22 protein-coding genes, 1 tRNA gene and 4 pseudogenes are annotated in these 26,816 nt (G+C 56.8%); 17 read left to right on the forward strand and 10 right to left on the reverse strand.

What is annotated here, in order from left to right; all coding sequences use genetic code 11:
- The first annotated feature begins 36 nt into the window (after positions 1-36).
- From recA to QTO30_RS03820, 4 genes and pseudogenes are all read left to right on the forward strand, one after another.
- Positions 37-1,119: a recombinase RecA gene (recA, locus tag QTO30_RS03805; RefSeq protein ID WP_340422609.1), complete on the forward strand. Its 1,083-nt coding sequence runs from the start codon at positions 37-39 to the stop codon at positions 1,117-1,119.
- 213 nt (positions 1,120-1,332) lie between these two features.
- Positions 1,333-3,989: pseudogene (alaS, locus tag QTO30_RS03810) on the forward strand (alanine--tRNA ligase).
- Complete coding sequence (locus tag QTO30_RS03815) at positions 3,986-4,273, forward strand: DUF1330 domain-containing protein (protein ID WP_340422611.1); 288 nt, start codon at positions 3,986-3,988, stop codon at positions 4,271-4,273. The pseudogene alaS and the gene QTO30_RS03815 overlap by 4 nt, the downstream one beginning before the upstream one ends.
- The gene (locus QTO30_RS03820) at positions 4,270-4,740 is read left to right on the forward strand and encodes an MOSC domain-containing protein (protein WP_445327127.1); all 471 of its coding nucleotides are present in this window, start codon (positions 4,270-4,272) and stop codon (positions 4,738-4,740) included. Before QTO30_RS03815 ends, QTO30_RS03820 begins: the two co-directional genes overlap by 4 nt.
- On the opposite strand, the gene typA is transcribed toward QTO30_RS03820, so the two are convergent.
- The 4 genes from typA to QTO30_RS03840 form a co-directional block, all read right to left on the reverse strand.
- The gene (gene typA / locus QTO30_RS03825) at positions 4,737-6,554 is read right to left on the reverse strand and encodes a translational GTPase TypA (RefSeq protein WP_340422613.1); all 1,818 of its coding nucleotides are present in this window, start codon (positions 6,552-6,554) and stop codon (positions 4,737-4,739) included. The genes QTO30_RS03820 and typA overlap by 4 nt on opposite strands.
- Positions 6,555-6,662: 108 nt before the next feature.
- Positions 6,663-7,292 (reverse strand): DUF4328 domain-containing protein, encoded by a 630-nt coding sequence (locus tag QTO30_RS03830; protein ID WP_340422615.1) that lies wholly within the window; start codon positions 7,290-7,292, stop codon positions 6,663-6,665.
- Positions 7,293-7,398: 106 nt separating this feature from the next.
- Complete coding sequence (locus QTO30_RS03835) at positions 7,399-8,607, reverse strand: NADP-dependent isocitrate dehydrogenase (RefSeq protein ID WP_340422616.1); 1,209 nt, start codon at positions 8,605-8,607, stop codon at positions 7,399-7,401.
- Positions 8,608-8,702: 95 nt separating this feature from the next.
- Positions 8,703-8,779, reverse strand: a tRNA-Ile gene (locus QTO30_RS03840).
- A gap of 126 nt (positions 8,780-8,905) precedes the next feature.
- Here QTO30_RS03840 and purM point away from each other — a divergent pair.
- The 4 genes and pseudogenes from purM (at position 8,906) to QTO30_RS03860 (ending at position 12,238) form a co-directional block, all read left to right on the forward strand.
- Positions 8,906-9,949 carry a phosphoribosylformylglycinamidine cyclo-ligase gene (purM, locus tag QTO30_RS03845; RefSeq protein ID WP_340422618.1) on the forward strand — a complete coding sequence of 348 codons (1,044 nt, stop codon included), beginning with the start codon at positions 8,906-8,908 and terminating at the stop codon, positions 9,947-9,949.
- Positions 9,946-10,541 (forward strand): annotated as a pseudogene (gene purN, locus QTO30_RS03850) (phosphoribosylglycinamide formyltransferase). Before purM ends, purN begins: the two are co-directional and overlap by 4 nt.
- A 67-nt stretch (positions 10,542-10,608) precedes the next feature.
- Positions 10,609-11,766: a ribonuclease D gene (gene rnd / locus QTO30_RS03855; protein WP_340422620.1), complete on the forward strand. Its 1,158-nt coding sequence runs from the start codon at positions 10,609-10,611 to the stop codon at positions 11,764-11,766.
- A 61-nt stretch (positions 11,767-11,827) separates the two neighbouring features.
- A complete protein-coding gene (locus tag QTO30_RS03860; protein WP_340422621.1) occupies positions 11,828-12,238 on the forward strand; it encodes a SufE family protein in 411 nt (136 codons plus the stop codon).
- Here the strand turns inward: QTO30_RS03860 and QTO30_RS03865 are convergent.
- From QTO30_RS03865 to QTO30_RS03875, 3 genes are read right to left on the reverse strand one after another with little or no spacing between them, the layout of a single operon-like run.
- Positions 12,235-12,861: a DUF1638 domain-containing protein gene (locus QTO30_RS03865; protein WP_340422622.1), complete on the reverse strand. Its 627-nt coding sequence runs from the start codon at positions 12,859-12,861 to the stop codon at positions 12,235-12,237. The genes QTO30_RS03860 and QTO30_RS03865 overlap by 4 nt on opposite strands.
- Complete coding sequence (locus QTO30_RS03870; protein WP_340422623.1) at positions 12,861-13,064, reverse strand: hypothetical protein; 204 nt, start codon at positions 13,062-13,064, stop codon at positions 12,861-12,863. The genes QTO30_RS03865 and QTO30_RS03870 overlap by 1 nt, the downstream gene beginning before the upstream one ends.
- 50 nt (positions 13,065-13,114) lie before the next feature.
- The gene (locus QTO30_RS03875; protein ID WP_340422624.1) at positions 13,115-13,822 is read right to left on the reverse strand and encodes a corrinoid protein; all 708 of its coding nucleotides are present in this window, start codon (positions 13,820-13,822) and stop codon (positions 13,115-13,117) included.
- Between the two features lie 134 nt (positions 13,823-13,956).
- Here QTO30_RS03875 and QTO30_RS03880 point away from each other — a divergent pair, with 134 nt between their 5' ends.
- A complete protein-coding gene (locus QTO30_RS03880; protein ID WP_340422625.1) occupies positions 13,957-15,039 on the forward strand; it encodes a PA0069 family radical SAM protein in 1,083 nt (360 codons plus the stop codon).
- A gap of 250 nt (positions 15,040-15,289) precedes the next feature.
- On the opposite strand, the gene bmt is transcribed toward QTO30_RS03880, so the two are convergent.
- Positions 15,290-16,306, reverse strand: coding sequence for a betaine--homocysteine S-methyltransferase (gene bmt, locus QTO30_RS03885; protein WP_340422626.1), 1,017 nt, complete (start codon positions 16,304-16,306; stop codon positions 15,290-15,292).
- A 153-nt stretch (positions 16,307-16,459) separates the two neighbouring features.
- Positions 16,460-16,774, reverse strand: a complete 315-nt coding sequence (locus QTO30_RS03890; protein WP_340422627.1) for a DUF1476 domain-containing protein — start codon at positions 16,772-16,774, stop codon at positions 16,460-16,462.
- A 136-nt stretch (positions 16,775-16,910) separates the two neighbouring features.
- Between QTO30_RS03890 and purC the strand changes: the two genes are divergently transcribed.
- The 7 genes and pseudogenes from purC (at position 16,911) to denD (ending at position 25,744) form a co-directional block, all read left to right on the forward strand.
- Positions 16,911-17,675, forward strand: coding sequence for a phosphoribosylaminoimidazolesuccinocarboxamide synthase (gene purC, locus QTO30_RS03895; protein WP_340422628.1), 765 nt, complete (start codon positions 16,911-16,913; stop codon positions 17,673-17,675).
- Positions 17,676-17,690: 15 nt separating this feature from the next.
- On the forward strand, positions 17,691-17,921 hold the full coding sequence (gene purS / locus QTO30_RS03900; protein WP_340422629.1) for a phosphoribosylformylglycinamidine synthase subunit PurS: 231 nt from the start codon (positions 17,691-17,693) through the stop codon (positions 17,919-17,921).
- Positions 17,921-18,590, forward strand: a pseudogene (purQ, locus tag QTO30_RS03905) (phosphoribosylformylglycinamidine synthase subunit PurQ). Before purS ends, purQ begins: the two are co-directional and overlap by 1 nt.
- Positions 18,591-18,637: 47 nt before the next feature.
- Complete coding sequence (locus QTO30_RS03910; protein ID WP_340425863.1) at positions 18,638-20,389, forward strand: sensor histidine kinase; 1,752 nt, start codon at positions 18,638-18,640, stop codon at positions 20,387-20,389.
- 11 nt (positions 20,390-20,400) lie between these two features.
- A complete protein-coding gene (locus tag QTO30_RS03915) occupies positions 20,401-21,732 on the forward strand; it encodes a sigma-54-dependent transcriptional regulator (RefSeq protein ID WP_340422630.1) in 1,332 nt (443 codons plus the stop codon).
- Between the two features lie 417 nt (positions 21,733-22,149).
- Positions 22,150-24,776 (forward strand): annotated as a pseudogene (locus tag QTO30_RS03920) (Rne/Rng family ribonuclease).
- Entirely contained in the window at positions 24,758-25,744 is a 987-nt protein-coding gene (denD, locus tag QTO30_RS03925; RefSeq protein ID WP_340422632.1) for a D-erythronate dehydrogenase, read from the forward strand. The pseudogene QTO30_RS03920 and the gene denD overlap by 19 nt, the downstream one beginning before the upstream one ends.
- On the opposite strand, the gene QTO30_RS03930 is transcribed toward denD, so the two are convergent.
- Positions 25,723-25,950, reverse strand: a complete 228-nt coding sequence (locus QTO30_RS03930) for a sulfurtransferase TusA family protein (protein WP_340425864.1) — start codon at positions 25,948-25,950, stop codon at positions 25,723-25,725. The two genes, denD and QTO30_RS03930, sit on opposite strands and share 22 nt — an antisense overlap.
- 106 nt (positions 25,951-26,056) lie before the next feature.
- Here QTO30_RS03930 and QTO30_RS03935 point away from each other — a divergent pair, with 106 nt between their 5' ends.
- On the forward strand, positions 26,057-26,812 hold the full coding sequence (locus QTO30_RS03935; RefSeq protein WP_340422634.1) for a cytochrome c biogenesis CcdA family protein: 756 nt from the start codon (positions 26,057-26,059) through the stop codon (positions 26,810-26,812).
- The last annotated feature ends 4 nt before the right edge of the window (positions 26,813-26,816 follow it).

Here is a 26,816-nt window from a genome sequence, read left to right on the forward strand (position 1 = left end):
CCGCCCCAAGGGCAGCGTGAAATAAGGACAGGACACATGGCAACGGCAGAACTCCTCAAAATGACTGACAAGAAGACCGCGGATAAGGAAAAGGCGCTGGAAAGCGCGCTGGCGCAGATCGAACGGCAGTTCGGTAAGGGCTCTATTATGAAGCTCGGTGGCGAGAACAAGATGGCCGATATCGAGGCGACCTCGACCGGGTCGCTGGGTCTGGACATCGCGCTGGGGATTGGTGGCCTGCCAAAGGGTCGCGTGATTGAGATTTATGGGCCGGAATCCTCCGGTAAAACCACGCTGACGCTGCATGCGATTGCGGAAGAGCAGAAGAAGGGCGGTGTTTGCGCCTTTGTCGATGCCGAACACGCGTTGGACCCGCAGTATGCCAAGAAGCTGGGCGTCAACCTGGATGAACTGCTGATTTCGCAGCCGGACACGGGTGAACAGGCGTTGGAGATTGTCGATACGCTAGTCCGATCCGGTGCGGTGAATATGGTGATTGTGGACTCGGTGGCGGCGCTGACGCCGAAGTCCGAGTTGGAAGGCGATATGGGCGATAGCTCTGTCGGTGTGCATGCGCGTCTGATGTCTCAGGCGATGCGTAAGCTGACCGGCTCGATCAACCGCTCTGGCTGCATGGTGATCTTCATCAACCAGATCCGCATGAAGATTGGTGTGATGTTTGGCTCACCCGAAACGACAACCGGTGGTAACGCGTTGAAGTTCTACGCTTCTGTCCGTCTTGATATCCGCCGCATCGGCGCGATCAAGGACCGCGATGAGGTTGTGGGCAACGCCACCCGCGTGAAGGTTGTGAAGAATAAAGTGGCCCCGCCGTTCAAACAGGTCGAATTCGATATCATGTATGGCGAAGGCATCTCGAAGATGGGCGAATTGCTTGATCTGGGTGTGAAGGCCGGTGTGGTTGAGAAATCGGGTGCCTGGTTTAGCTATGGTGACGAACGGATCGGGCAGGGGCGTGAGAACTCAAAGATTTTCTTGCGTGAAAACCCAAGTATCGCGCTGGAGATTGAAGATAAGATCCGTGCGGCACACGGGCTGGATTTTGATCTGCCAGAGGGCAGCCACGACGATGGCGACGACGACCTGGTAGAGGTGTAAGGCAGTAATCCGCAAAGGCCAGCATCACGAAGTGATAGTAAGCATATTCTGTGAAAGGGTGCCGTAGAATGCGGCACCCTTTTTCGTTTCGCCAGATATGTCGGGCGGAGGTTTGATTGGGCGCAGAAAGCCGTGGGTTCATTGCCTGTGGACAGTGTGCTGGTGCGGGGCTATTTCTGCGGTTCAACAGAAATGATCGCCCGAAAGCGCACCATGACAAGCCTTGCTGACATCCGTTCGACCTTCCTGCATTACTTTGGGAAACAAGGGCACGAGATCGTGGCCTCCAGCCCTCTGGTGCCACGTAATGACCCGACGCTGATGTTTGCCAACTCGGGCATGGTGCAGTTTAAGAATCTCTTCACCGGCGTCGAAACCCGCGACTACTCCCGTGCGACAACCAGCCAGAAGTGCGTGCGCGCCGGGGGCAAGCACAATGACCTTGATAATGTGGGCTATACGGCGCGCCACCATACATTCTTCGAGATGCTGGGGAACTTCAGTTTCGGCGATTACTTCAAAGCCGAGGCGATTGCTTTTGCGTGGGAGTTGCTGACCAAGGACTTTGGGATCGACAAGGACCGGCTGCTGGTCACCGTCTATCACACCGATGATGAGGCGGCGAACATCTGGAAGAAGGTTGCTGGCCTGCCGGACGACCGGATTATCCGCATTCCAACAGATGACAACTTCTGGCGCATGGGGCCAACCGGCCCTTGCGGGCCATGTACCGAGATTTTCTATGATCATGGTGAGCACATCTGGGGTGGCCCTCCGGGATCACCAGAGGAGGATGGTGATCGCTTTATCGAGATCTGGAACATCGTCTTCATGCAGAATGAACAGTTTGATGATGGATCGATGAAACCGCTTGAGATGCAGTCCATTGATACCGGCATGGGGTTAGAGCGGATAGGTGCGTTGCTGCAAGGCAAGCATGACAACTATGACACTGATCTGATGCGGGCGTTGATCGAAGCCTCTGCCGATGCGACATCGACCGACCCGGATGGGCCGGGAAATACCCACCATCGCGTGATTGCGGACCATTTGCGCTCAACGTCCTTTCTGATTGCGGAAGGTGTGCTGCCGTCCAATGAGGGCCGCGGTTATGTGCTGCGCCGGATTATGCGCCGCGCCATGCGCCATGCGCATCAACTCGGCGGCAAGGACCCGGTGATGCACCGTTTGGTACCTGCCTTGGTGCAGCAGATGGGTGCCGCCTATCCGGAACTTGGTCAGGGCCAGCGGCTGATCGAAGAGACGTTATTGAACGAAGAAGTGCGGTTTAAGCAAACACTCGACCGAGGTTTGAAGCTGTTGGATGAAGAGCTGGATAGCCTGCCAAAGGATGCGGCACTGCCGGGCAAGGCGGCATTCAAGCTTTATGACACATATGGTTTCCCGCTTGATCTGACGCAGGATGCCCTGCGCGAAAAGGGCCGTGAAGTTGACACGGACGGTTTTGACGCTGCCATGGCCGCGCAGAAGGCCAAGGCCCGGGCCGCATGGTCGGGCACGGGCGAAGCTGCTGATAGTGCCATTTGGTTCAACATCGCGGATGAAGGCGGTGCCACGGACTTTCTGGGGTATGATACGCTGACGGCTGAGGGCCAGATCGTAGCGCTGGTGCGCAATGGGGCCACATCAGACCATGCCGATGGTGAAGTGCAAGTGGTGCTGAACCAGACCCCGTTTTATGCCGAGGCAGGCGGTCAAGTCGGTGATGCAGGTATGCTGCGCACCGAGACTGGCACGGCCAAGATTACCGACACCAAGAAGTTTGGTGAGGTTTATGTCCACTTTGTCACGGTTACCGATGGCCACCTGCACAAGGGTCAGGGGGCGGAGCTGGCGGTTGATCCTGCGCGTCGCGCGCGTATTCAGGCCAATCACTCGGCCACCCATCTGCTCAATGAGGCATTGCGCGAGGTGCTGGGTGATCACATTGCGCAACGTGGATCGCTAAACGCACCAGATCGTTTGCGTTTTGACTTTAGCCACACCAAGGCGCTGTCCGACGCAGAACTGGCGCAGGTCGAACGCGATGTGAACGCGATCATTCGCCAAAATAGCCCTGTCGAGACGCGGATCATGACGCCGGATGACGCCCGTGCAATGGGCGCGCAGGCGCTTTTTGGTGAGAAGTATGGCGATGAGGTCCGTGTTGTCTCAATGGGCCGTCAGGAAGGCTCTGGCAAAGGCACCTCTGGGGATACTTATTCTCTGGAGCTCTGCGGTGGGACCCATGTTAGCCAGTTGGGTGAGATCGGTGCGTTTGTGACGTTGGGCGATAGTGCCTCAAGCGCGGGGGTGCGCCGGATTGAGGCGCTGACCGGGCAGGCGGCCCTCGACCACCTGCGTGAACAGGATGCGCGCCTGGGTCTGGCCGCAACTGCGCTTAAGGCGCCTGTAAGCGAAGTCGCAGAGCGGATCAAAGCGCTGCTGGATGAACGCAAGGCGTTGAGCAATGAGGTCGCGCAGTTGCGTCGTGAACTCGCCATGGGGGTGGCGCGAAAGAGGCTGCATCCTCTGAAGCGATAAATGGTGTCGCGTTTCAGGCGCAAGTACTGAGCGGCGTGACGGGTAAAGATCTCCCTGCACTGATTGATGAGATGAAAGCGGCGATGGGCAGCGGCGCTGTTCTTTTGATCGCGGATGCAGGCAATAAGGCCGCTGTTGCCGTTGGCGTGACAGCGGATCTGACGGATCGTGTCTCGGCAGTTGATATTTTGCGCGCGGCCACACCAGAGCTGGGCGGCAAGGGCGGCGGTGGTCGCCCTGATATGGCGCAGGGTGGTGGTGCGTCCGTTGAAAATGCAGATGCCGCAATTGCAGCAGCGAAAGCAGTTTTGGAGGGATTGAAATGAGCGCACTTTGGATTGCCCATGTGACGGTGACGGATGAAGCGGCCTATGGTGAATACGCCAAGCGTGCGACAGGCGCGATCGCGGACCATGGCGGTGTCTTTTTGGCCCGCGGCGGGGCCTATGAACAGCTGGAAGGCCCGGATCGCCCGCGCAATGTTGTTGCCCGCTTCCCAAGTCTACAAGCGGCACATGATTGTTATTATTCAGAGGCTTACCAAGAGGCGCTGAGTTTTGCCAAAGGGGCCAGCCAGCGCGAGCTGAGCATCGTCGAAGAGATCGCTTGAAAGGTCAACTTGGCGAAATGATGGCCCGCCATGCCCGGGCCGGACAGCTGGATTGGATCGGGCTGCGGGCTGAACGCTATGCGGCGATGAATGTTGTCGATCAGGCCGAGGTGCTTGGCGCTGGCCTGATTGGCGATCATGGACGCGCCGGGAAACGGGCCGTCACCTTGATCCAGGCAGAGCATTTGCCGGTGATTGCTGCATTCGCAGGGCGAGACAACGTGACGCCCGACGCTTTGCGCCGCAATCTTATGGTGTCTGGTCTGAACCTGTTGGCGTTGCGCAAAGGTTTGCTACGTGTGGGTGATGCCGTCCTGGAAATTCACGGCCCTTGCCCACCTTGTTCGCGGATGGAAAAGGAGCTGGGCCCGGGCGGCTACAATGCGATGCGCGGGCATGGCGGCTGGTATGCCAGCGTGGCCACGCCCGGCGTTATTCATATTGGTGATGCTGTGGTGCCTGCTTAGGCCGCGCGCGCCTGACGTTTCCGCTCGTGCGGGTCCAGATAGCGTTTGCGCAGGCGGATCGCATTTGGTGTGACTTCCACCAATTCGTCATCGTCGATATAGGCAATTGCTTGTTCCAGTGACATCGTAACCGGCGGTGTCAGGCGCACCGCTTCATCTGTGCCAGAGGCCCGCACGTTGGTAAGTTTCTTGCCCTTCAGCGGGTTCACTTCCAGATCATTCTCACGGCTGTGCTCGCCAATGATCATGCCAGTGTAGACCGCTTCCTGCGCGCCGATAAACATCTTGCCGCGATCTTCGAGATTCCACAGGGCGAAAGCCACTGAGGTGCCGTTTTCCATCGAGATCAGAACACCTTGGCGGCGCCCGTCGATCTTGCCCTTATAGGCGGTTTGTCCGTGGAACAGGCGGTTCAACACGCCCGACCCGCGCGTATCGGTCAGGAACTCACCGTGATAGCCGATCAGACCGCGCGAAGGCACATGCGCGATGATGCGTGTTTTGCCAGCGCCTGCAGGTTTCATCTCGACCAACTCACCTTTGCGGGGCCCGGTCAGCTTTTCAACCACGACGCCGGTGTATTCGTCATCCACGTCGATGGTGACTTCTTCGACCGGCTCCATCCGCTGCCCGTCTTCTTCGGTGAAGATGACCTGCGGGCGTGAGATCGAAAGCTCAAACCCTTCACGGCGCATGTTTTCGATTAGAACACCCATTTGTAGTTCGCCTCGGCCTGAGACCTCGAATGCATCGCCACCCGGGGTGTCGGCAATTTTGATTGCAACGTTGACTTCGGCCTCTTTCATCAGGCGTTCGCGGATCACGCGCGACTGGACCTTTTTGCCGTCACGGCCCGCCAGCGGGCTGTCGTTGATACCGAAAGTGACGGTGATGGTTGGGGGGTCAATCGGCTGGGCCGGGATAGGAGCCTCAATGCCTGGGTCGCACAGCGTGTCAGCAACGGTTGCTTTGGTCATGCCTGCGATGGTGACGATGTCGCCAGCTTCGGCCTGATCAATCGGTTGCTGCGCCAGACCACGGAACGCGAGGATTTTGGAGACGCGGAATTGTTCGATCTTTTCGCCAGTCCGGGAGAGCGCTTTGATGGTGTCACCAGCTTTCAATGTACCAGCCTCAACCCGCCCCGTCAGAATGCGCCCAATGAACGGGTCAGCTGACAGCGTGGTGGCCAGCATCTGGAACGGCTCATCCTTGCGGGTGATTTGCGCGGGGGTTGGCACGTGATCGACGATCAGATCAAACAGCGCATCGAGGTTCTCGCGCGGGCCGTCGAGTTCGGCGTCGCACCAGCCGGAGCGGCCAGAGGCGTACATCGACGGAAAGTCGAGTTGCTCGTCCGAGGCTTCGAGGGCCGCGAAGAGGTCAAACACATCATCAACCGCACGGTCAGGCTCGCCGTCAGGTTTGTCGACCTTGTTGACAACCACGATAGGGCGCAGGCCGAGTGCCAGCGCCTTGGAAGTTACGAATTTCGTTTGCGGCATGGGCCCTTCGGCGGCATCGACCAGCAACACAACACCGTCGACCATGGATAGGATCCGCTCAACCTCACCGCCGAAGTCCGCGTGTCCGGGAGTATCGACGATGTTGATGCGGGTGCCTTTCCATTCCACAGATGTGCACTTCGCCAGAATGGTAATGCCGCGCTCGCGCTCAATGTCGTTGCTGTCCATCGCACGTTCAGACACAGCCTCATTGTCCCGGAAAACGCCGGATTGTTTGAGAAGTTCATCAACAAGTGTCGTCTTGCCGTGGTCAACGTGCGCGATGATCGCGATATTGCGGATATCCATTGGATCAGCCTTTAAGGGTAAGTTGGCGCGCGGATAGCGCGCATCCGCAGTCTTGGCCAGCCCTAATATGATCTCGCCCGGTGGAATGAAGGACGATGAGCCGCAGCGTTACGCAAAAACCTCGGCTGGGTTGTGTTCGGTCTGCGCCAATGTCCGCACGATACGTGCAAAAAAGTAGGCTGGGATCAGCCAAAGGAAACCTGAAATGATGAACAGCGTGTTGTAGTCAATGTACTCGGGCAATTCGCGAGGCTCTGGCATGCGGCCGAGTAGCCGGTCAAATATGCTCATGCCGATCCAACTGAACCACCAGAGCCCGAGCCATGCCGGTGGGGCCTCTGATGGGATCAGACGGCTCCACGTTTGCTTCATGGCCTTAAAGGGCATCCAAAGATTGGCAATCGGAACAAAGTACCAGCCAACTGCCCAGCCGGGTGTGATCATCTTGGGATCATCATTGATGGCGGCGGCGTTCCGGCTGGCGAGGTAGAGAAACCGACCGTTCACGCATAGAGCGGCGACCAATATGACGAGGAAGCCGATGGATGTAGCAATTACAACACTATCGCTTTGTTCCAACTCGGCGACACCGGCCGTTCCATCCAAAAACCGATTGATGACTATATTTTGGTAGATATGCACAAATGAAAAAGTAACCTGCGCCCCGGCATAAGCCCATGTCGCCCAAACTGCGCGTTGCCCAGATTTTTTGAGGTCGGTAAAGATGTAGTCAGCCAAAGTGATGTCCAATCGGTGTAAAGTCCCGGCGGGTGTCTTGCTCTCCCAAAACAACAAAAAGCGGCAACCATAGGCAGGCCACCGCTTTCGTGCAGATGTAGATGTTTTACATCGCTTTGTTCAGGTTTTCGTCGATCTTCTCAAGGAACCCCATGGTTGTCAGCCAACCCTGATCCGGGCCCACCAGTAAGGCGAGGTCTTTGGTCATAAAGCCGCTTTCAACGGTATCAATGATGACCTTTTCCAAAGTCTCGGCAAATGTCATCAATTGCCCATTTTCATCCAGTTTCGCCCGGTGCTTGAGCCCGCCTGTCCATGCAAAAATCGACGCGATCGAATTGGTGGATGTTGCTTGACCGTCTTGGTGCTGGCGGTAGTGGCGGGTGACGGTACCGTGTGCGGCTTCGGCCTCGACGATTTTGCCATCGGGTGTCATCAACTGGCTGGTCATCAGGCCCAATGACCCAAAGCCCTGTGCTACCGTGTCAGACTGCACATCGCCGTCGTAGTTTTTACAGGCCCAGACGAATTTGCCGGACCATTTCATCGCCGAGGCGACCATATCGTCGATCAGGCGGTGTTGGTATTCGATCCCGGCCTCATCAAATTTCTCTTTGAATTCTTCATCAAACACCTGCTGGAACAGGTCTTTGAACCGCCCATCGTAGGCCTTTAGAATTGTGTTCTTGGTCGAGAGATACACAGGCCAACCCAAGTTTAGGCCATAGTTGAACGACGCGCGTGCAAAGTCGATGATCGAGGCATCAAGGTTGTACATCCCCATCGCCACACCGGCAGAGGGGCTGTCGAAAACCTCTTTCTCTATCACGGTGCCATCTTCACCGACGAATTTCATCGTCAGTTTCCCGGGGCCTGGCATCAGGAAGTCGGTCGCTTTGTACTGATCGCCAAAGGCGTGACGGCCGATCACAATCGGATCAGTCCAGCCCGGCACAAGACGCGGGACGTTTTTGCAGATGATCGGCGCGCGGAACACGACGCCACCAAGGATGTTGCGGATCGTGCCATTGGGCGAACGCCACATCTTTTTTAGATTGAACTCTTCCATCCGCTGTTCGTCCGGCGTGATGGTTGCGCATTTCACACCTACACCGATCTCTTTTATCTTTTCGGCGGCATCAATGGTGATCTGATCGTTGGTTTCGTCCCGGACCTCCATGGCGAGGTCGTAATAGAGCAGGTCAACGTCCAAATAAGGCAGGATCAGCTTTTGCTTGATGAAGTCCCACATAATGCGGGTCATTTCATCGCCATCGAGTTCAACGATGGGGTTTTCTACCTTAATCTTGGACATGGTCTGTCTCCGTAGTGCCGGGAATCTGGTTGTCGGCATAGACTATCATGGACGACGCGGGAAGCCCTGTATGCATAGGTATACCGAATAGGGGGTGGTAGGCCCGGCAGGACTTGAACCCGCAACCAAAGCGTTATGAGCGCTCTGCTCTAACCAATTGAGCTACAGGCCCCCTTGTGTGTTTGGGACTACCAGACGCAGGCGGTGCGTCAAGACTGGAATGAACCTGCGTGCCAATTCCTGTTCCCTTTGATGAAACGATACGGTAACGAACCCCAAACACTACAGGAGCTGCCCCATGACCAACAGAAATGGCCTGACCTATGCGGATGCAGGGGTCGATATTGATGCGGGCAATACACTGGTGGAACGGATCAAACCCGCCGCCAAGCGCACGGCGCGCCCTGGGGTCATGGCAGGTTTGGGTGGTTTTGGCGCGCTCTTTGACCTTAAAGGGGCAGGGTATGTTGACCCTATACTGGTGGCTGCGACAGATGGTGTCGGTACCAAGCTGCGGATTGCCATTGATACCGGTAATGTAGATAGCATTGGCATCGATCTGGTGGCGATGTGCGTGAACGATCTGGTGTGTCAGGGTGCTGAGCCGCTGTTTTTCCTTGATTATTTCGCGACAGGGAAGCTGGAACTTGATCAGGCAACCCGCATTGTCGAAGGCATCGCAGCCGGTTGTGAGGCCTCTGGTTGCGCCTTGATTGGTGGTGAAACAGCAGAGATGCCGGGCATGTATCACGAAGGTGATTTTGATCTTGCCGGGTTTGCCGTCGGCGCGATGGAGCGTGGGGCAGAACTGCCCGCAGGTGTGCAAGAGGGCGATGTGATGTTGGGGCTTGCCTCGAACGGTGTGCATTCGAATGGGTATTCGCTGGTGCGTCGGATTGTTGATTTGTCCGGCCTGGCCTGGGCAGACGATGCGCCGTTCACGGATGGCACGCTGGGGGCCGCGCTGCTGGCGCCGACGCGCCTTTATGTCAAACAGGCGCTTGCTGCGGTGCGCGCAGGTGGCGTGCATGCGCTGGCCCATGTCACGGGTGGTGGGTTGACCGAAAATCTGCCACGGGTCTTGCCCGAAGGCATGGGCGCGCAGATTGATTTGGACGCGTGGGATTTACCGCCGGTGTTTCGCTGGCTGGCTGAAACCGGGGGGATGGCAGAGGCGGAACTGCTCAAGACCTTCAACGCAGGTATCGGGATGGTGCTTTCCGTGGATGCGGACCAGGCAGACCCATTGACAAAACTGCTGGTGGATCAAGGTGAAACTGTGCATCGTTTGGGCACTGTGACGGCAGGCGAAGGTGTCCGCTATACCGGTGCTCTTTTGTGAGCAAACGGGTTGCGATCCTGATTTCGGGGGCGGCTCCAACATGGTCGCACTGGCGCAGTCCATGCGTGGCGATCATCCGGCAAGGCCCGTTCTTGTGCTATCGAACGATCCAGAGGCGGGCGGGCTGGCCAAAGCGCGCCAGATGCATATTCCAACTTTGGCGATAGATCATAAGCCGTTTGGCAAGGATCGTGCCGGATTTGAAGACGCGTTGCATAAGGCCTTGGACATCGCCCGGCCTGACATCATCTGCCTGGCTGGATTTATGCGCATTCTGACGCCCGATTTTACCGCCAAATGGGAAGGACGGATGCTGAACATTCATCCGTCATTGTTGCCCAAATACAAAGGCCTCCATACCCACGCGCGCGCGCTGGCGGCTGGCGATGCGGAACATGGCTGTACGGTGCATCAGGTGACCGCCGCATTGGATGATGGCCCGATCTTGGGGCAGGCCCGGATGCCTGTGTTGACAGGTGATACGGCTGACACGCTGGCAGCCCGCCTTTTGCCGCTTGAACACGCGCTTTATCCGGCTGTCTTGCGCCGCTTTGCAGCCGGTGATCGCACCCCGGTCACCATGCAAGGATGACCCTGCGCTTTCCATCCCGCGGGCAATCGCCTATCAATTTGAAAAGCTTTTGCACTGACGGACTGACATGAAGACAATCACAACGACCGAAGATCTGGCCGCATTCTGCCAAGAGGCGGCAAAACGCCCCTATGTCACCGTCGATACCGAGTTCCTGCGTGAACGGACGTATTATTCGAAGCTCTGCCTGGTGCAATTGGCGTATCAGGATGACAGTGGTGCGGATGCGGTGCTGGTCGATCCGCTGGTCGATGGGCTGTCGCTGGAGCCGCTTTACGACCTTTTTAAAGACCACGGTTGCGTAAAGGTGTTCCACGCCGCCCGGCAAGACCTTGAGATTTTTTATGTCGATGCGGGCGTTATTCCCGAACCGCTTTTTGACACGCAGGTCGCGGCGATGGTCTGCGGGTTTGGCGAGCAGGTGGGATATGAGACGCTGGTGCGCAAGATCACCAAATCCGATTTGGATAAATCATCCCGCTTCACCGACTGGTCTCGCCGTCCGCTGACGGATGCGCAGGCAAAGTATGCCGTGGCCGATGTCACCCATCTGCGGGATATTTATGAGTACCTGTCTGCGCGACTTGCCAAATCTGGGCGCACCAAATGGGTCGCAGAGGAAATGGCCGTATTGGAAGATCCGTCGACCTATCAGGCCGATCCTGACAATGCGTGGAAGCGGGTCAAGACACGTACCCAATCAGGCAAGTTTCTTGCGATCGTGCGCGAATTGGCGCGGTTTCGTGAAGGCTATGCGCAAGAACGCAACGTGCCGCGCAATCGTGTCTTTAAAGACGATGCATTGGTCGAACTGGCCTCGACCAAACCGCAGTCCGAGAAGGATTTGGGTCGATCCCGTCTCTTGCTGCGCGAGGCGCGCAAGGGTGACATTGCAGCGGGCATTCTGGCGGGTATCAAGGCGGGCATGGCTGTGAAACCAGAGGATATGCCGAAGGTTGATAACGCGCGTGCAAAGCTACAGGTAAACCCAGCCTTGGCAGATATGCTGCGGGTCCTGTTGAAAGCCAAGACGGATCATGCCGAGGTCGCGCCTAAACTGATCGCAACCTCATCTGATCTGGACGCACTGGCGGCTGGCGAACGTGATGTGGCCGCCTTGAAGGGATGGCGACGCGAGGTATTTGGCAACGATGCCCTGCAACTTTGCGAAGGTCAGGTTGGTCTGGCTGTGAAGGGCCAAAAGGTCGTCACCGTCGCGCTTTGATCTGGACGTTGCAGGGCAGGGAACCTACATCCACATCAGGCACGCACCCCAAGGATCACCTATGGCAAACCCCGATTTTGAAGACCTCGTCGATACTTTTGAATTCCTTGATGACTGGGAAGACCGCTATCGCCATGTGATTGACATGGGCAAAGCGATGGCCCCGCTAGAGGATGCATTGCGCGTGCCTGCAACCAAGGTAGACGGCTGCGCCAGTCAGGTCTGGCTGGTGCCCAGGATTGAAGGCGATACTTTCACCTTTCGCGGCGAAAGCGATGCCATGATTGTGCGCGGCCTGATTGCGGTGCTGATTGCGCTGTATAACAATCAACCCGTCAGTGAGATTGGCAAGATTGATGCGGCGGCGGAACTGGGGCGCTTGGGGCTGAATGACCATTTGTCAGCGCAGCGTTCAAATGGGTTACGGGCTATGGTCGAGCGTATTCGGGAAACAGCTTCCACAGCCGCTTAAGAGAGAGCTTTCAACGCAGGCGTCAGATCACCGTAGCCGGTAAAACGACGCTCAAAGGCGAGGCCGAGTCTTTCGGCACAGATCTCGGCTTGCTCGGTCAAAGCCCGATCATCAGTTTGCGCCTGATAGACCAGCTTCTCGTAGTTCCCAAAATACATGTCTCGCAGATCAGGATGGCGGTCTAACCCTAGGGGTTTCCAAACAAAAGCTTCAAACTGGCGAACCAGAAAGTCGGTCAAGTAGAAGGCGGTCATTTCATCGCGGGCGGCGAAGGTTTCATTGCCTTCAAAGAACGAATAGCAATGCGGTCCGGCAACCATTTCAACGCCCATCTCGGCGCAGGCCGCTTGCAACTGGCCGCCTGTGCCACAGTCTGCGTAAACAACGAAGAGCTGCTCATAGGAATCGCGATAGGTTGCAACAGCCTCGCGCACTGCGGGCACGATACGGTCAGGATGATTGTGCAGGATGGCTGGCAGGCATTGCAGGTCAAGGTGATCCAGGGCGCTGGTCGCTTTGATCGCGAGAATTTCGCGAGCCAAAGCGCCGCACGCAATCAGCAAGACACGTCCCTCGCCCTTTGGGGCCATACCAATATCGGTAAGGGTCGCGTCGGTTGTCATCACTCACCTGATGTGTTGTCGCGTTTACGGTCGATGAACCAGCGCCATGCAAAGGATGCGCAAAGGGCGATAAGGCTCAAGATCGCGAGGCCTGTTATAGGTGAGGCACTTACCGCGTCGACCATGGCGAGCACCACAGCGATTGTTGCGGCTGCAAGGGCCATCACGAGTACAAGAATAAAGATCAGTCTTTCAATTGGCATGTCGTCCTCCTGAGCCTTTCAGATAAGAACGCCATGCCAATTTTATAAGATTAAACGGCTGCGGCACCTTGGTTATGCTTGCGTGCCATGAACGTCTTGGCCGTCTCAACGGCGACGGCCGCATCACGACAGTAGGCATCCGCGCCAATGGCTTTGCCGAACTCTTCGTTCAGTGGCGCGCCACCCACAAGCACGACATAGTCATCGCGCAGGCCCTTTTCGACCATCGTGTCGATAACCACCTTCATGTAAGGCATCGTCGTGGTCAGCAGCGCGGACATGCCCAGGATATCGGGTTGTTCAGCCTCAAGCGCTTCGAGATACGCTTCGACAGCATTGTTAATACCTAAATCAACGACTTCGAAACCCGCACCTTCCATCATCATCGACACAAGGTTTTTGCCGATGTCGTGGATGTCACCTTTGACCGTGCCAATGACCATCTTGCCAACACGTGGCGCGCCAGTTTCGGCCAGCAGCGGTTTCAGGATGGCCATACCGCCCTTCATGGCGTTGGCCGCCAAAAGGACTTCTGGCACAAAAAGGATACCATCGCGGAAATCGTGGCCCACAATGGTCATGCCGCCAACGAGTGCTTCGGTCAGGATGCGGTAAGGCTCCCAATCGCGTCCCAGAAGGATATTCACCCCTTCCTCGATCTCTTCCTTCATACCGTCATAAAGGTCATCGAACATCTGAGCGACGAGGTCTTCGTCATTCAGTTCGGACAGGATGATGTCATCTTCTTCGTCGGACATGGGCCAAGCCTTTGCAGTAGTTTGTAAAACAGTAGTGCGCCTGTTTGCGCAAATCTACCTGCTGATTTCCGACATTCGCATGATCGTGACCGACCTGTCATTGCCCATGTTCTTGAAATGTTCTAATAAAGATTATGGATGATTTGCCACTTCAGAAATCGCATCGGACGCCGGGCCGCGCCGCCGGGTCAAATCCGGATGTGCGGTTCGACAAATTGCACGCCGAGGCGGTGGATGATGGCTGGGCGCCAGACGAAGATTTGCCGGTCCTGCGCACCGAAGTGACGGATGAGATTGCCCGTTCAATCATTTCACGCAACACATCGCCTGATTTGTCGTTTGACCGCTCTATCAACCCTTATCGCGGGTGTGAGCATGGGTGTATTTATTGCTTTGCGCGGCCCAGTCATGCGTATTTGGGGCTATCTCCGGGGCTTGATTTTGAAACCAAGCTACTGGCGCGGCCCAACGCGGGGGCGCAACTGCGCAAAGAGCTTTCAAATGCGCGTTATGTCCCAAAGATGCTTGCGATCGGAACCAATACAGATCCCTATCAACCAATTGAAAAAAAACGTAAAATAATGCGTGATGTCTTGGGGGTGTTGCGTGACTTCAATCACCCGGTTGGCATTGTCACAAAGGGAACTTTGATTGAAAGAGATGTCGACATTCTGGGCCCCATGGCGGCGCAGGGTCTGGTCCGCGTGGGGGTCTCGATCACGACACTTGATCCCAACGTCTCTCGGGCAATGGAGCCGAGGGTGCCGATGCCTGCCGCACGACTGCGGACGATCCGGCGGTTAACAGATGCGGGTATCCCGGTGCGGGTGATGGTATCACCGGTTATCCCTGCTTTGACGGATCATGAAGTGGAGAAAATCCTTGAGGTCGCACAAGGGGCGGGTGCTGTGGCGGCATCATCCATCATGCTGCGACTGCCGCGTGAAGTGGCCGGGCTTTTTCGCGATTGGCTGGCCGAACATTATCCTGAACGTGCAGCACGGGTAATGGGGCGGGTGCGCGAATTGCACGGTGGCAAGGATTACGATCCGAACTTTGGGACGCGCATGGTCGGTCAGGGTGAATGGGCTGCGGTGATGAAGCAGCGGTTCGGACTGGCGACGCGTAAGCTTGGGCTGGACCGATCACTGCCGTCTTTGCGGACGGATTTGTTTGAACGACCAGCGCAAACGGGCGATCAGCTCTCACTCTTTTGATCTATGCGTTTGTTGTGGCGTTCGGAGCCTCCGGCGGAGGTATTTTTGAACATGAGAAGATGTGTTCAGCACTTCTTAACTATGCTTGTGCAATCTGGTGTCACGGTGCAGGCTGAGGAGCCGATGGCCGTAACGTGAGAAGCCCCGCTTGGCCCAAGGGCTGATGCGGGGTTTTCTTTTTGCTTCAGCTTCTCATGTTCCTAAATACCTCGGGGGCCGAAGGCGGGGGCAGCGCCCCCTCGATGGTCGCTTAAGATCGCCGCCGTCGCCCACGACGTGGTGATGCCTCAGGGCCAGCACCATCCGTTCCGTCTGATTCAGACGAAAATCCACCAAGCGCTTGCGCAATGACCTCCAATGACGGCGCGTGACCTTTGGGCCGCGTTTCCAACGCTTCACGCATGGCGCGCAAGTGATCTGGCGTTGTGCCGCAACAGCCACCGATGATTGTCGCGCCGCAATCGCGGGCAAGGACGGCGTAATCAGCCATCAGGGCTGGTGTTCCGTCATAGTGGATGTGCCCATCGTGATACTTTGGGATGCCAGCGTTTCCTTTGGCGATGACAGGCAGGTCAGGCCCGGCGGCCATAAACCCTAGAACCGTCCGCAGTAGGTCAGATGCACCGACACCGCAGTTTGCGCCGAATGCGAGCGGTTGATCGGGCAGTTTCCCAACCTTTTTGACCATATCTGCTGAGGTCAGGCCCATCATCGTGCGGCCCGCCGTGTCAAAGCTCATTGTACCGCACCACGGCATCTCGGCTATCGCGAACGCCTCTGCGGCCGCGGCAAACTCTTCCGGGGCGCTGATGGTTTCGACCCAAAGAACATCTGCGCCACCCGCCTTCAAACCCTCGGCCTGTTCATGAAACATCTCGACCGCGATCTCATGGGTGAGGCTGCCCATTGGGGCCATGATTTCGCCGGTTGGGCCGACGGAACCTGCAACCACGATCTGACGTCCTGAGGCATCGGCAACGTCGCGCCCCAGCTCTGCCGCGGCTTTATTCAACTCTATGACACGCCTCTCCGCGCCGTGCAGTTTCAGGCGCGAGGCATTCGCACCAAAGCTGTTGGTCAGAAAGATATCGCTGCCAGCATCTGCCGCCCCCTTGTAAAGCGCAGTGATCTTGGCGGTTTCGTCTATGTTCCATAGCTCTGGCGCATCGCCCGACATCAGCCCCATGTTGAACAGGTTTGTGCCTGTCGCCCCGTCGGCCATCAACCAGTCGCGCTTTTGCAGCAGGGTTGAGAGTGCGTTTGTCATGGCGTGTTCCTGTGGATGTGGGGTGTTCAGCGTCCGCTCTCATGAACGACGTGGATGTGCAAACCCAAAGTCTGCATATTGATTATGCAGAAAATGATAAAGCCGCCCCAGACTGGCGCGGCTTCGATCGTGGTGTCTTTGGCAAATGTAAGTCTAGACTTCGTCCATCAGCTGCGCTTTGGCCTCAGTCATCAGTTCGGCCATTTTGGCGCGGATTGTGGCTTCGTCTGCTTTGCTACCCAAATCACCAGAGACCTTGCGGTAGACATCTTCGTGACCGGCCTCTTCGAAATCTGATTTCACAACTTCTTTGGCGTAGTCTTCCGCCTCCGTACCCGATTTGCCCATCAGCTCTGCCGCCCAGAGGCCCAGCAATTTGTTGCGGCGCGCGTCTGCTTTGAACTGCATTTCAGCGTCGTGGGCGAATTTGTTTTCAAAAGCATTTTCGCGGTCGTCAAAGGTGCTCATGTGTAGGCTCTCCGGATTGGAATAGATGTTGTCTATGATATGCCCATCCGAACGCTTGCCCGCAAGGGGGGCTTGCACTATGACGCGCATATGACGCGGCCCAAACCGGGCCGCATGATTGGGGCAAGGGATCAGTATGGCGCGCCGTAAGAAGATTTATGAAGGCAAGGCAAAGGTTCTCTACGAAGGCCCCGAGCCGGGGACATTCGTTCAGTATTTCAAGGATGATGCGACGGCCTTCAACGCCGAAAAGAAAGAGGTCATTGAAGGCAAAGGCGTGTTGAACAACCGCTTGTCCGAGTTCTTCATGACCGGCCTTGGCAACCTCGGCATCCCGACGCATTTCATCAAGCGTCTGAATATGCGTGAGCAGTTGATCCGCCAGGCCGAGATTATTCCGCTTGAGGTGATCGTGCGCAACTTTGCGGCTGGTACGATGGCCAAGCGTATGGGCATGGAAGAAGGCACGGCCTTGCCACGTCCTGTGGTCGAGTTTTCCTATAAGGACGACAGTCTTGGCGACCCGCTGGTGCCGGAAGAGTACATCATCGCTTTCGGCTGGGCGTCTCAGCAGGAAATGGATGATATCGTCAGTCTCGCGTTGCGCGTGAACGATTGGATGTCGGGCGTGATGTATGGCGTCGGCATCAAACTGATCGACTTCAAGATCGAGATCGGTCGGGTCTGGGACAATGATTTCCAGCGCCTGATCCTGGCCGATGAAATCAGCCCTGACAGCTGCCGTTTGTGGGATATTGAGACGGGTCAGAAGCTCGACAAGGATGTCTTCCGCCGCGATTTGGGCAATCTGACGGATGCTTACACCGAAGTGGCCAAGCGTCTGGGCGTTATGCCGTCCAACGTGACCCATGCAAATCCAAAGCCAACCTTGATCAATTAAGAGGACTGCAATCCGATGAAAGCCCGTGTACATGTGATGTTGAAGAACGGCGTTCTGGACCCCCAAGGTGAAGCCGTACGACACGCGCTTGGCAGTCTGGGCTTTGATGGGGTTGAGGGCGTGCGCCAGGGCAAAATCATTGAACTTGACCTCGCGGATGGCACGTCCGAGGCAACAATCGGCGAGATGTGTGAGAAACTTCTCGCAAACACGGTGATCGAAAGCTACAGCGTCGAGGTGCTGTGATGCGCGCCGCTGTCATCGTTTTCCCCGGATCAAACTGTGATCGTGATATGGCTGTGGCGCTGAAGGGCGCAGGCGCTGACGTCAGCATGGTGTGGCACAAGGATGCCGATCTGCCTGACGGCGTTGATCTGGTTGCTGTGCCGGGCGGTTTTTCCTTTGGCGACTACCTGCGGTGTGGTGCGATTGCGGCGCAATCGCCGATCTGCAAGGCCGTTGTCGGACATGCCGAACGCGGCGGTTACGTTCTGGGCGTTTGTAACGGCTTTCAGGTTTTGACGGAAACCGGTCTCTTGCCGGGCGCGTTGATGCGCAACGCGAACCTAAAGTTCATTTGCAAGACGGTTGATTTAAAGGTCGAAACATCTGCATCTTCCTTTACCGAAGGGTATAATGCCAAGCGACATTGTTGGCTATCCGGTCGCGCATCATGACGGCAACTATACCGTGGATGAGACAACTCTGGCCAAGCTGAAGTCCGAGGATCGCATCGCATTCACGTATAGCGACAATCCAAATGGATCGGTCGCGGACATTGCGGGTGTTTTATCGGAAAATCGCCGGGTGCTTGGTATGATGCCCCACCCCGAGCGGGCTATTGACGCTGGTCACGGCGGGACGGACGGGCAGGCGCTTTTCCGCGGGCTGATTGCGCAATTCGCCCAGGCCTGATCTGCTTACTTGCTGCAACTCAGGTGTGCGCCTAGACTGCGCATATGATGAAGCTGCGAAAACTTTCGGGCAGTAAAAGCAGGGGCAGGTGGTACTTGCGCCTTGCGGTGCTTGTGATCTGTCTTTTGGCCGTCATCGTTATCTATGTGTCCAATCAGTTGTTGACCCAACGGTTTACAGAGACGATCAGCAATCGCTCTGAGGTACGCTTGGCGCTTTATGTGACCAACCTGATGAATGAACTGCAGCGAAATTCTGTCGTGCCCCAATTGTTGTCACGCGATCCAGAGCTGATCAATGCACTGGAAAACCGCAATTATTCGCGATCAACCGCGCGACTGTTGTCATTTGTTGATGAAATCGGTGCGGCCTCCCTGACGTTGTTGGATCGCGATGGGCGCGCGGTGGCCGCGACGGATCGCAACGAAATTGGCGTTGACCACCGAAACACCCCTTACTTTGTTGATGCGTTGCGCAACAATCAGACCGTCTACACCACCCATCTGAACGATGAAGGCGCCTATGCCTATATCTACTCACGCCAGATTGAGGTGCGCGGCGCAGTACTTGGCGTGATCATGGTTGAGGTGGATGGCCACAGGTTAGAAACCGGCTGGGCTGGTGTGTCGGATGCGGTGCTTGTGATGGACAGCGAAGGCACCATCATCATGGCAACCGAACCCCGGTGGCGTGGATTGGTGGAAGAAGATGCTTTGGCGCGCCAATCTGCCCCATCAGCGATTGAACGCGCGATCCGGGCGACGCAGGGCTGGGCAGCGCTGCCAGCGGATGCCTACCTGCGCGGTGAAGCGGTGCTGCGCCGCGAAATGCGCGTACCGCATCAAGGTTGGCGCATGGTCAGTTTCACCACCTACACGTCGGTGCGTGAACGGGTAAACGGCATTCTTGCGCTGCAGGTCATGGGATTCGCCATTCTGCTGGCGCTGGTCTTTTGGTCGACCTCGCGACGCACCGCGTCGCGACTGGTCTTTTTCCAACGCGAGTCAGCAGAGCTTCGCGCATTGAACCGCAGGCTACAGCGGGAAATTGCCGAGCGTGAAAAGGTGGAAAAGACCCTTGAAGTCGCCGAGCAGACAATCGCGCAGTCGTCAAAACTGGCCGCCTTGGGCGAGATGTCGGCGGCGGTCAGTCATGAGTTGAACCAGCCGCTGGCGGCGATGAAAACTTATCTCGCAGGGGCACGTCTGTTGCTGCAACGCGAACGACCGGAAGAGGCGCTGTCATCCTTCCAACGTATTGACGACCTTTTAGAGCGGATGGGGGCCATTACACGGCAGTTGAAGTCTTATGCGCGAAAGGGGTCAGAGGCGTTTGAGCCCGTAGATACAAGGGCTGCGGTGTCAACTGCGCTGGCATTGATGGAGCCGCAGCTGAAAACCCGTGCCGTCAATATCATCCGCACATTGCCCAACGAACCGGTGATGATCATGGGTGATCGGCTGCGGTTGGAACAGGTAATAATCAACCTGCTGCGCAACGCGCTCGACGCCACCAAATCTGCGGCGAACCCAACAATCGAAATTCTTCTCGCTGCAGGTGACATCGTCAGCATTCAGATCCGCGACAACGGCGAGGGCATCGAAAACCTCGATGATCTGTTCGAGCCGTTTTACACAACCAAACAACCTGGTGATGGGGTGGGTCTTGGGCTTGCTATCTCTTCCGGCATCGTAAACGATTTGGGTGGGCGCCTGACTGCACGCAATGCAGTTGATGGCGGGGCTATATTCGAGGTGCAACTGCCGACCATAAGGCAGGATGTCGCCGCGGCAGAGTAAGGAAAAAGATCATGAGTAAGGTCATGAAGATCGCGATTGTCGATGACGAGAAAGATATGCGTCAGTCAATTTCACAATGGTTGGCGCTGTCTGGTTTCGACACCGAAACCTTTGCGTCGGCTGAAGATGCGCTGAAAGGTTTGGGTAACGACTATCCCGGCATTGTGGTCAGCGACATTAAAATGCCCGGTATGGATGGAATGCAGTTTCTGAAGAAATTGAAGGGTGTTGATAGCTCTCTGCCTGTCATCATGATCACAGGCCACGGTGATGTGCCAATGGCGGTTGAAGCGATGCGCGTCGGTGCATTCGATTTCCTTGAAAAACCATTTAACCCCGACCGTATGACGGAGCTGGCCAAGAAAGCGACATCCGCGCGCCGCCTGACATTGGACAATCGTGCGCTACGCAAAGAACTGTCTGACGGCTCTGCCTTGATCAAGAAACTGATCGGTCAGTCGCCGCCGATGGAGCGTCTGAAAGAAGATATTCTTGATCTGGGCCAAGCCGATGGCCACGTGCTCGTCGAAGGTGAAACGGGGACAGGTAAGACGTTGGTCGCGCACGCCCTGCATGCCGTGGGCGCGCGGGCAAACAAGAAGTTTGTGCTGCTCAGTTGCTCGGCCTACGACGAAGAAACCCTGGGCCGCATCATCTTCGGCCCGGCCAACGATGACGAACCAATCCCCGCGATGGAAGAGGCGCGCGGCGGTACGTTGGTGTTGGAAGATATTGAGGCGCTCAGCCATTCGATGCAGGCGCGCTTGCTGACAGCGATCAATAATCAGGGCACCCCTGCAGAGACCCGCATCGTTGCGATCTGCAATCTGCAAGAACAGGACCAGACCTGTGAAAGCGTTCTGCGTCCTGATTTGTTTTACCGCCTCGCGGCGCTGCGGATCACGGTTCCGCCGCTGCGCCAACGTGGCGAGGATATTCTGACGCTTTTCACCCGTCTGGGTGAACAGTTCGCCGAGGAGTATGGCTGCGATGCGCCAGAAGTCAGCGCACAAGAGGCCGCGCAGCTATTGCAGGCCCCATGGCCCGGCAATGTCCGCCAGTTGATTAACGTGGCTGAACGGGCTGTGCTGCAAAACCGCCGCGGAACAGGCTCGATCGCGTCGCTGTTGATGGCAGATACTGAAGAGTTGAAGCCCGCAATGACCACCGAAGGCAAGCCGCTGAAAGAGTTCGTCGAGGCGTTTGAACGGATGCTGATCGACAACACGATGCGCCGCCACAAAGGGTCTATCGTATCGGTGATGGAAGAACTCTGCCTTCCGCGCCGCACGCTCAATGAGAAAATGGCGAAATATGGTCTGCAGCGATCCGACTATCTGTAACTGCTAAAGGTCAAGCCGCGTTTCTGTTCGGGCAGTTTGCACACAACCACTTGTACAAGGTGCCCTTCCTCCCTTATGTATTGGAAACGGATGCTCGCGCAGCAATTGCGCGGTGACAGCCGATTGAGATTCTCTGTTTCGCCTTTGACGGCAGTTCAAAGCAAAACAGCTGATTTGATCCCCCGGGATCAGGAGAACGCCACGGATCGCGCGACACCGCCGACCGGGCCACGAACGGGCCTCGCCACGTGTGAGGTCGGAGAAGAAACGCGATGCAAAGCGCGCATAACATGAGGCACGATGCAGCCGCCCCGAGGGGTGCTGGTACGGCCCGCGCGCAGATCGCCTTAATCAGACATGTAACACGGACAACAGCGCCTCCAGGGGCGCCACCGGGGTTATGTGCGAACGGACAAAATGCCAAAGAAAATGCTCATAGATGCCACACACGCGGAAGAAACCCGCGTGGTTGTGGTCGACGGAAACAAAGTCGAAGAATTTGATTTCGAAAGCCAGTTCAAGCGTCAGCTTGCTGGAAATATATATCTGGCCAAGGTCACACGTGTCGAACCATCGCTGCAGGCAGCGTTTGTAGACTATGGCGGCAATCGCCACGGATTCCTGGCTTTCTCGGAAATCCACCCCGACTACTATCAGATCCCTGTCGCAGACCGCGAAGCTCTGATCGCTGAGGAAAAGGCCTATGCTGAAAGCCTGAAGGCCGAAGCAGAAGCCGAGGAAGAGAAACCCAAACCCAAGCGTCGCCGCCGCAGCAAGGCGAAAGCGGCTGAGGTAGAGACCGATGATGCGGTCGTGACGGCCGAGGTTGAAACCCCCGAGGAAGAAACCTCTGGCGATATCGCGGGTATGGAAACCATCGATCTTGATGACAGTGTCGAGGGCAGTTCACCCATGGAGCTGGTTGCCGAAACACCGGTGGAGACACCGGCCGCTGGTGAAGAAGACGAAGACGACGATGAGGAACAGCCAGAGGCGGATCCAAAATCGAAGGATGAGACCATCGAAAGCGTCGCCGAAGAGGACGATAGCGAAGATGTACGCCCCGTGCGCAAGCCGCGTCCGAAGCGCTATAAGATCCAGGAAGTCATCAAGGTTCGCCAGATCCTGCTAATCCAGGTCGTGAAAGAAGAGCGCGGCAACAAGGGTGCTGCCCTGACCACCTATCTCTCGCTCGCCGGGCGCTACTGCGTTCTGATGCCAAACACCGCCCGTGGCGGTGGCATTTCGCGCAAGATCACCAATGCGGCTGACCGCAAAAAACTGAAAGATATTGCGAATGCGATGACGGTGCCGGATGGCGCGGGTCTGATCATTCGCACCGCCGGGTCGCAACGCACGAAGGCCGAGATCAAGCGCGACTACGAATACCTGCAACGTATGTGGGAACAGATCCGCGAGTTGACGTTGAAATCGACAGCCCCGGCCAGAATTTACGAAGAAGGCGATCTGATCAAACGCTCGATCCGCGATCTCTATTCCAAAGAGATCGACGAGGTGATCGTTGCAGGCGAGGCAGGCTATCGTACCGCCAAGGATTTCATGAAGATGATCATGCCGTCCCATGCCAAGAACGTGAAATACTATAGCGAACAACTGCCGCTCTACGCCCGTTATCAGGTTGAGGGCTATTTGAACGGTATGTTCAATCCGACGGTACAACTGCCATCGGGTGGCTATATTGTGATTGGGATTACCGAGGCACTGGTTGCGATCGACGTCAACTCTGGTCGTGCGACCAAAGAAGGGTCGATTGAACAGACCGCGACCAAAACCAACCTTGAGGCCGCCGATGAGGTGGCCCGTCAGTTGCGCTTGCGTGACCTTGCCGGACTGATCGTTATCGACTTCATTGATATGGATGAGCGTCGAAATAACGCCGCCGTTGAAAAGCGCTTCAAGGAAAAGCTCAAGACAGATCGCGCGCGCATTCAGGTCGGCCGCATTTCCGGCTTTGGCCTGATGGAAATGTCACGTCAGCGTCTGCGTCCGGGCATGCTGGAAGCGACAACACAAATGTGTCCGCATTGTCATGGCACGGGTCTGTTACGCTCTGACGACAACGTGGCCCTTTCCATCCTGCGCAGCCTGGAAGAAGAGGGTGTACGCGGACGGTCTAAAGAGGTGCTGATCAAGGCGCCGATTTCGATCGCGAACTTCCTGATGAATGGGAAGCGCGAGCATATCGCGGATATTGAAGCGCGCTATGGCATGTCCGTGCGGATCGAATGTGACCCGACGCTGGTCTCTCCTGACTATGCGATTGAGAAATTCAAGACAGCCACGCGCGTCGTGCCCGACGCGTCCCCCGTGGTCAGTTCTGCGGTCATGATGGATGACGATGCAGACGACAATGCTGGGATCATCATTGATGCAGAGTCTGTTGAGGATGCAGCAAGTGACGCCAGCGAAGGTGAAGATCGTCCCAAGCGCAAGCGCCGTCGTCGTCGGCGTCGGCGGGGTGGCGGTGGCAACGCCGACAACCAGAACGGCGAAAACCAGAACCAGAATGCTGAGAATGCAGATGGACACGCTGACGCAGCGCTGGCGGAGGCCGCAACAGATGCGCCTGCCGCTGAAGTAGCAGAGGAAGCGCCCGCGCCTGAAGAGAAACCCAAGCGCACCCGCACCCGCCGCAAGAAGGCGGAGCCTACTGCTAAACATGCGGATGAGACACCGGCAGAGGAGAAGCCTGCCGAAGACGTCGCAGAAGAAAAGCTTAAGCACCAAAGAAACGGACACGCCGGAAGAGGGCTGATCCTGTGGAAGAGGCACCAGCCGAGGCGGCTGAAGCCCCGGCAGAGGCAGAAGTTGCGGAAGAAAAACCAAAGCCCAAGCGCCGTAGCCTGGCCAAGCCAAAGGTTGCGGCAGCACCCGCTGAGGCGGCACCAGTTGAAGCCGCAGCAGAGGTTGTGACAGAAATGCCTGCCGCGCCGGAGCCAACGCCTGCGGCGGAACCTGCTGCAGAAGCCACACCAAGTGATGATAAGCCCAAACGCAAGGGCTGGTGGTCGCTCGGCCGCTGATGCCGGGCACGGTTGTGATCACGGGGGGCTGCGGCTTTTTAGGCGCGGCCCTTTCAAAGCGGATCGTTGATGACGGTTTAGTGCTGTCCGACGGGCAGCATCTGACGTCACCGCAAATTCACCTTTGGGATCAGCCCGGCGCGCAGGTGCCAGTTTTGCCAAAGGTGCACTTTAAAGCCGTCGACATCGCAGACAAAAATGCGGTCCGGGCCGCGATGCCGGATGATGTCGTCTTGATCTATCATCTTGCTGCGGTGGTCAGCGGGCAGGCCGAGGCAGATTTCGAACTGGGAATGCGGGTCAATCTCGGTGGCACCAATGCTGTGTTAGAGGCCGCGAGGGCCAAAAGCCCCGGGATGCCTGTGATTGGCACCTCATCGCTGGCGGTCTATGGGGGCAGCCCGCAAGAGCCACTCACCGAAGATACGCAAATTCAGCCGCAGAATACCTATGGCGTCACCAAGGCAATGGCGGAATTGGTCATGGCCGACTACCACAGACGCGGTTGGGCCGATGCGCGTACCCTGCGTTTACCCACGGTGACAGTGCGGCCTGGCAAACCGAATGCGGCAGCATCCTCTTTCGCGTCATCGATCATTCGCGAGCCGCTCAACGGTGTTCCAGCGGTCTGCCCGGTTGATCCCGAGATGATGCTTTGGGTGGCATCGCCAGATGCGGCTGTCGCCGCACTTTGGCACGCGGCTTCAGTTGCCAAAGCCGATTGGCCCGCCTTTGGCGCGGTCAACGTGCCCGGCTTGCGCGTACAGGTTTCGGAGATGATTGCCGCATTGCGCGCGCGCGCAGGCGACGACACTGCAAACCTCATTGAAATGAAGCCCGATCAGCGGATCATTGATATCGTCGGGACTTGGCCGACGCTCTTTGACACGCGCCTTGCCCAATCCCTTGGGTTTGTCGGCGATGAAAGCTTTGAAGCGATCCTCGATCAGGCTTTCCTGATGAAATAGAGTTGACCATCGGTGACGTCTTCGGTGCAAACCAGTTCATGCCCCGCTTCATTGCAGAAATGTGGGACATCAATCACAGCCGCCGGATCATCTGCTAAGACACGCAAGACCTGACCAGATGTCAAAGCCTGCAGCCGTTTGCGCGCCTTCAGAACGGGCAGGGGGCAGAGCAGCCCTTTGGCATCAAGATCAGCGTCATAGGTCATGGACCTGAGGTATGTGTGATGTTTCATTTTGTCCACTAAGTTGTGACATCTTGGGCCGTGACCTATTGCCCGCGCTCGCATAGGTAGGGTGCAAAGGAAGACCTGAATGCTCGACACCGCACTCATTTTTGATGCCGCTTTGCTGCCAGCGATGTTGATCGCAATGTTGGCGGGCATTCTGTCGTTCCTGAGCCCTTGTGTGTTGCCGGTTGTGCCGCCCTATCTGGCTTATATGGGCGGCGTGTCAGTCAGCGAGATGGAGGAAACCAAGACCGCGCGCAAACGTGTGTTCGTGTCTGCCGTTTTCTTTGTGCTGGGGTTGTCGACGATCTTCCTGCTTCTGGGTCTCGCATTCTCGACCATGGGGCGGATGCTGTTGCAGGTGCAGGATTGGTTCGTCATTTTCGCCGGTGCCTTGATCATGATCCTTGGCGCGCATTTTGTTGGTGTCTTCCGTATTGGTTTCCTTGACCGCGAGCTGCGGGTCGACGCAGGCGACAAAGGCGGATCGGCTTTTGGTGCATACCTTTTGGGGCTGGCTTTTGCGTTCGGCTGGACCCCGTGCCTTGGGCCCATTCTTGGCGCGATCCTCAGTCTTGCGGCGTCAGAAGCGGATGTGTCCCGCGGCACTGTTTTGCTTGCGGTATATGCCCTTGGCCTTGGTATTCCGTTTCTGCTGGTCGCCGCTTTCTTTCCCCGCCTCAAGGGCGTGATGGCGTGGATGAAGCGCCATATGGACCGGATTGAGAAGGTCTCGGGCCTGCTTCTTTGGACCGTTGGGCTGATGATGATGACGGGCCAGTTTGCTGCGTTCAGCTATTGGCTGCTTGAGCGCTTTCCAGCACTGGCGTTAATCGGCTAACCTG

Origin of the sequence: Yoonia sp. GPGPB17 (assembly GCF_037892195.1) — a bacterium.
GTDB lineage: Bacteria > Pseudomonadota > Alphaproteobacteria > Rhodobacterales > Rhodobacteraceae > Yoonia.

Bases quoted from the DNA above. Each gene is read 5' to 3' on its own strand.
- QTO30_RS03915 (WP_340422630.1), top strand. From the start codon at position 20,401: ATGAGTAAGGTCATGAAGATCGCGATTGTCGATGACGAGAAAGATATG.
- rnd (WP_340422620.1), top strand. From the start codon at position 10,609: ATGAAGACAATCACAACGACCGAAGATCTGGCCGCATTCTGCCAAGAG.
- purS (WP_340422629.1), top strand. From the start codon at position 17,691: ATGAAAGCCCGTGTACATGTGATGTTGAAGAACGGCGTTCTGGACCCC.
- purC (WP_340422628.1), top strand. From the start codon at position 16,911: ATGGCGCGCCGTAAGAAGATTTATGAAGGCAAGGCAAAGGTTCTCTAC.
- typA (WP_340422613.1), bottom strand. From the start codon at position 6,554: ATGGATATCCGCAATATCGCGATCATCGCGCACGTTGACCACGGCAAG.
- QTO30_RS03835 (WP_340422616.1), bottom strand. From the start codon at position 8,607: ATGTCCAAGATTAAGGTAGAAAACCCCATCGTTGAACTCGATGGCGAT.
- QTO30_RS03930 (WP_340425864.1), bottom strand. From the start codon at position 25,950: ATGACCTATGACGCTGATCTTGATGCCAAAGGGCTGCTCTGCCCCCTG.
- QTO30_RS03890 (WP_340422627.1), bottom strand. From the start codon at position 16,774: ATGAGCACCTTTGACGACCGCGAAAATGCTTTTGAAAACAAATTCGCC.
- recA (WP_340422609.1), top strand. From the start codon at position 37: ATGGCAACGGCAGAACTCCTCAAAATGACTGACAAGAAGACCGCGGAT.
- QTO30_RS03910 (WP_340425863.1), top strand. From the start codon at position 18,638: ATGAAGCTGCGAAAACTTTCGGGCAGTAAAAGCAGGGGCAGGTGGTAC.
- QTO30_RS03875 (WP_340422624.1), bottom strand. From the start codon at position 13,822: ATGTCCGACGAAGAAGATGACATCATCCTGTCCGAACTGAATGACGAA.
- QTO30_RS03815 (WP_340422611.1), top strand. From the start codon at position 3,986: ATGAGCGCACTTTGGATTGCCCATGTGACGGTGACGGATGAAGCGGCC.
- QTO30_RS03880 (WP_340422625.1), top strand. From the start codon at position 13,957: ATGGATGATTTGCCACTTCAGAAATCGCATCGGACGCCGGGCCGCGCC.
- QTO30_RS03870 (WP_340422623.1), bottom strand. From the start codon at position 13,064: ATGCCAATTGAAAGACTGATCTTTATTCTTGTACTCGTGATGGCCCTT.
- QTO30_RS03865 (WP_340422622.1), bottom strand. From the start codon at position 12,861: ATGACAACCGACGCGACCCTTACCGATATTGGTATGGCCCCAAAGGGC.
- purM (WP_340422618.1), top strand. From the start codon at position 8,906: ATGACCAACAGAAATGGCCTGACCTATGCGGATGCAGGGGTCGATATT.
- QTO30_RS03935 (WP_340422634.1), top strand. From the start codon at position 26,057: ATGCTCGACACCGCACTCATTTTTGATGCCGCTTTGCTGCCAGCGATG.
- bmt (WP_340422626.1), bottom strand. From the start codon at position 16,306: ATGACAAACGCACTCTCAACCCTGCTGCAAAAGCGCGACTGGTTGATG.
- QTO30_RS03860 (WP_340422621.1), top strand. From the start codon at position 11,828: ATGGCAAACCCCGATTTTGAAGACCTCGTCGATACTTTTGAATTCCTT.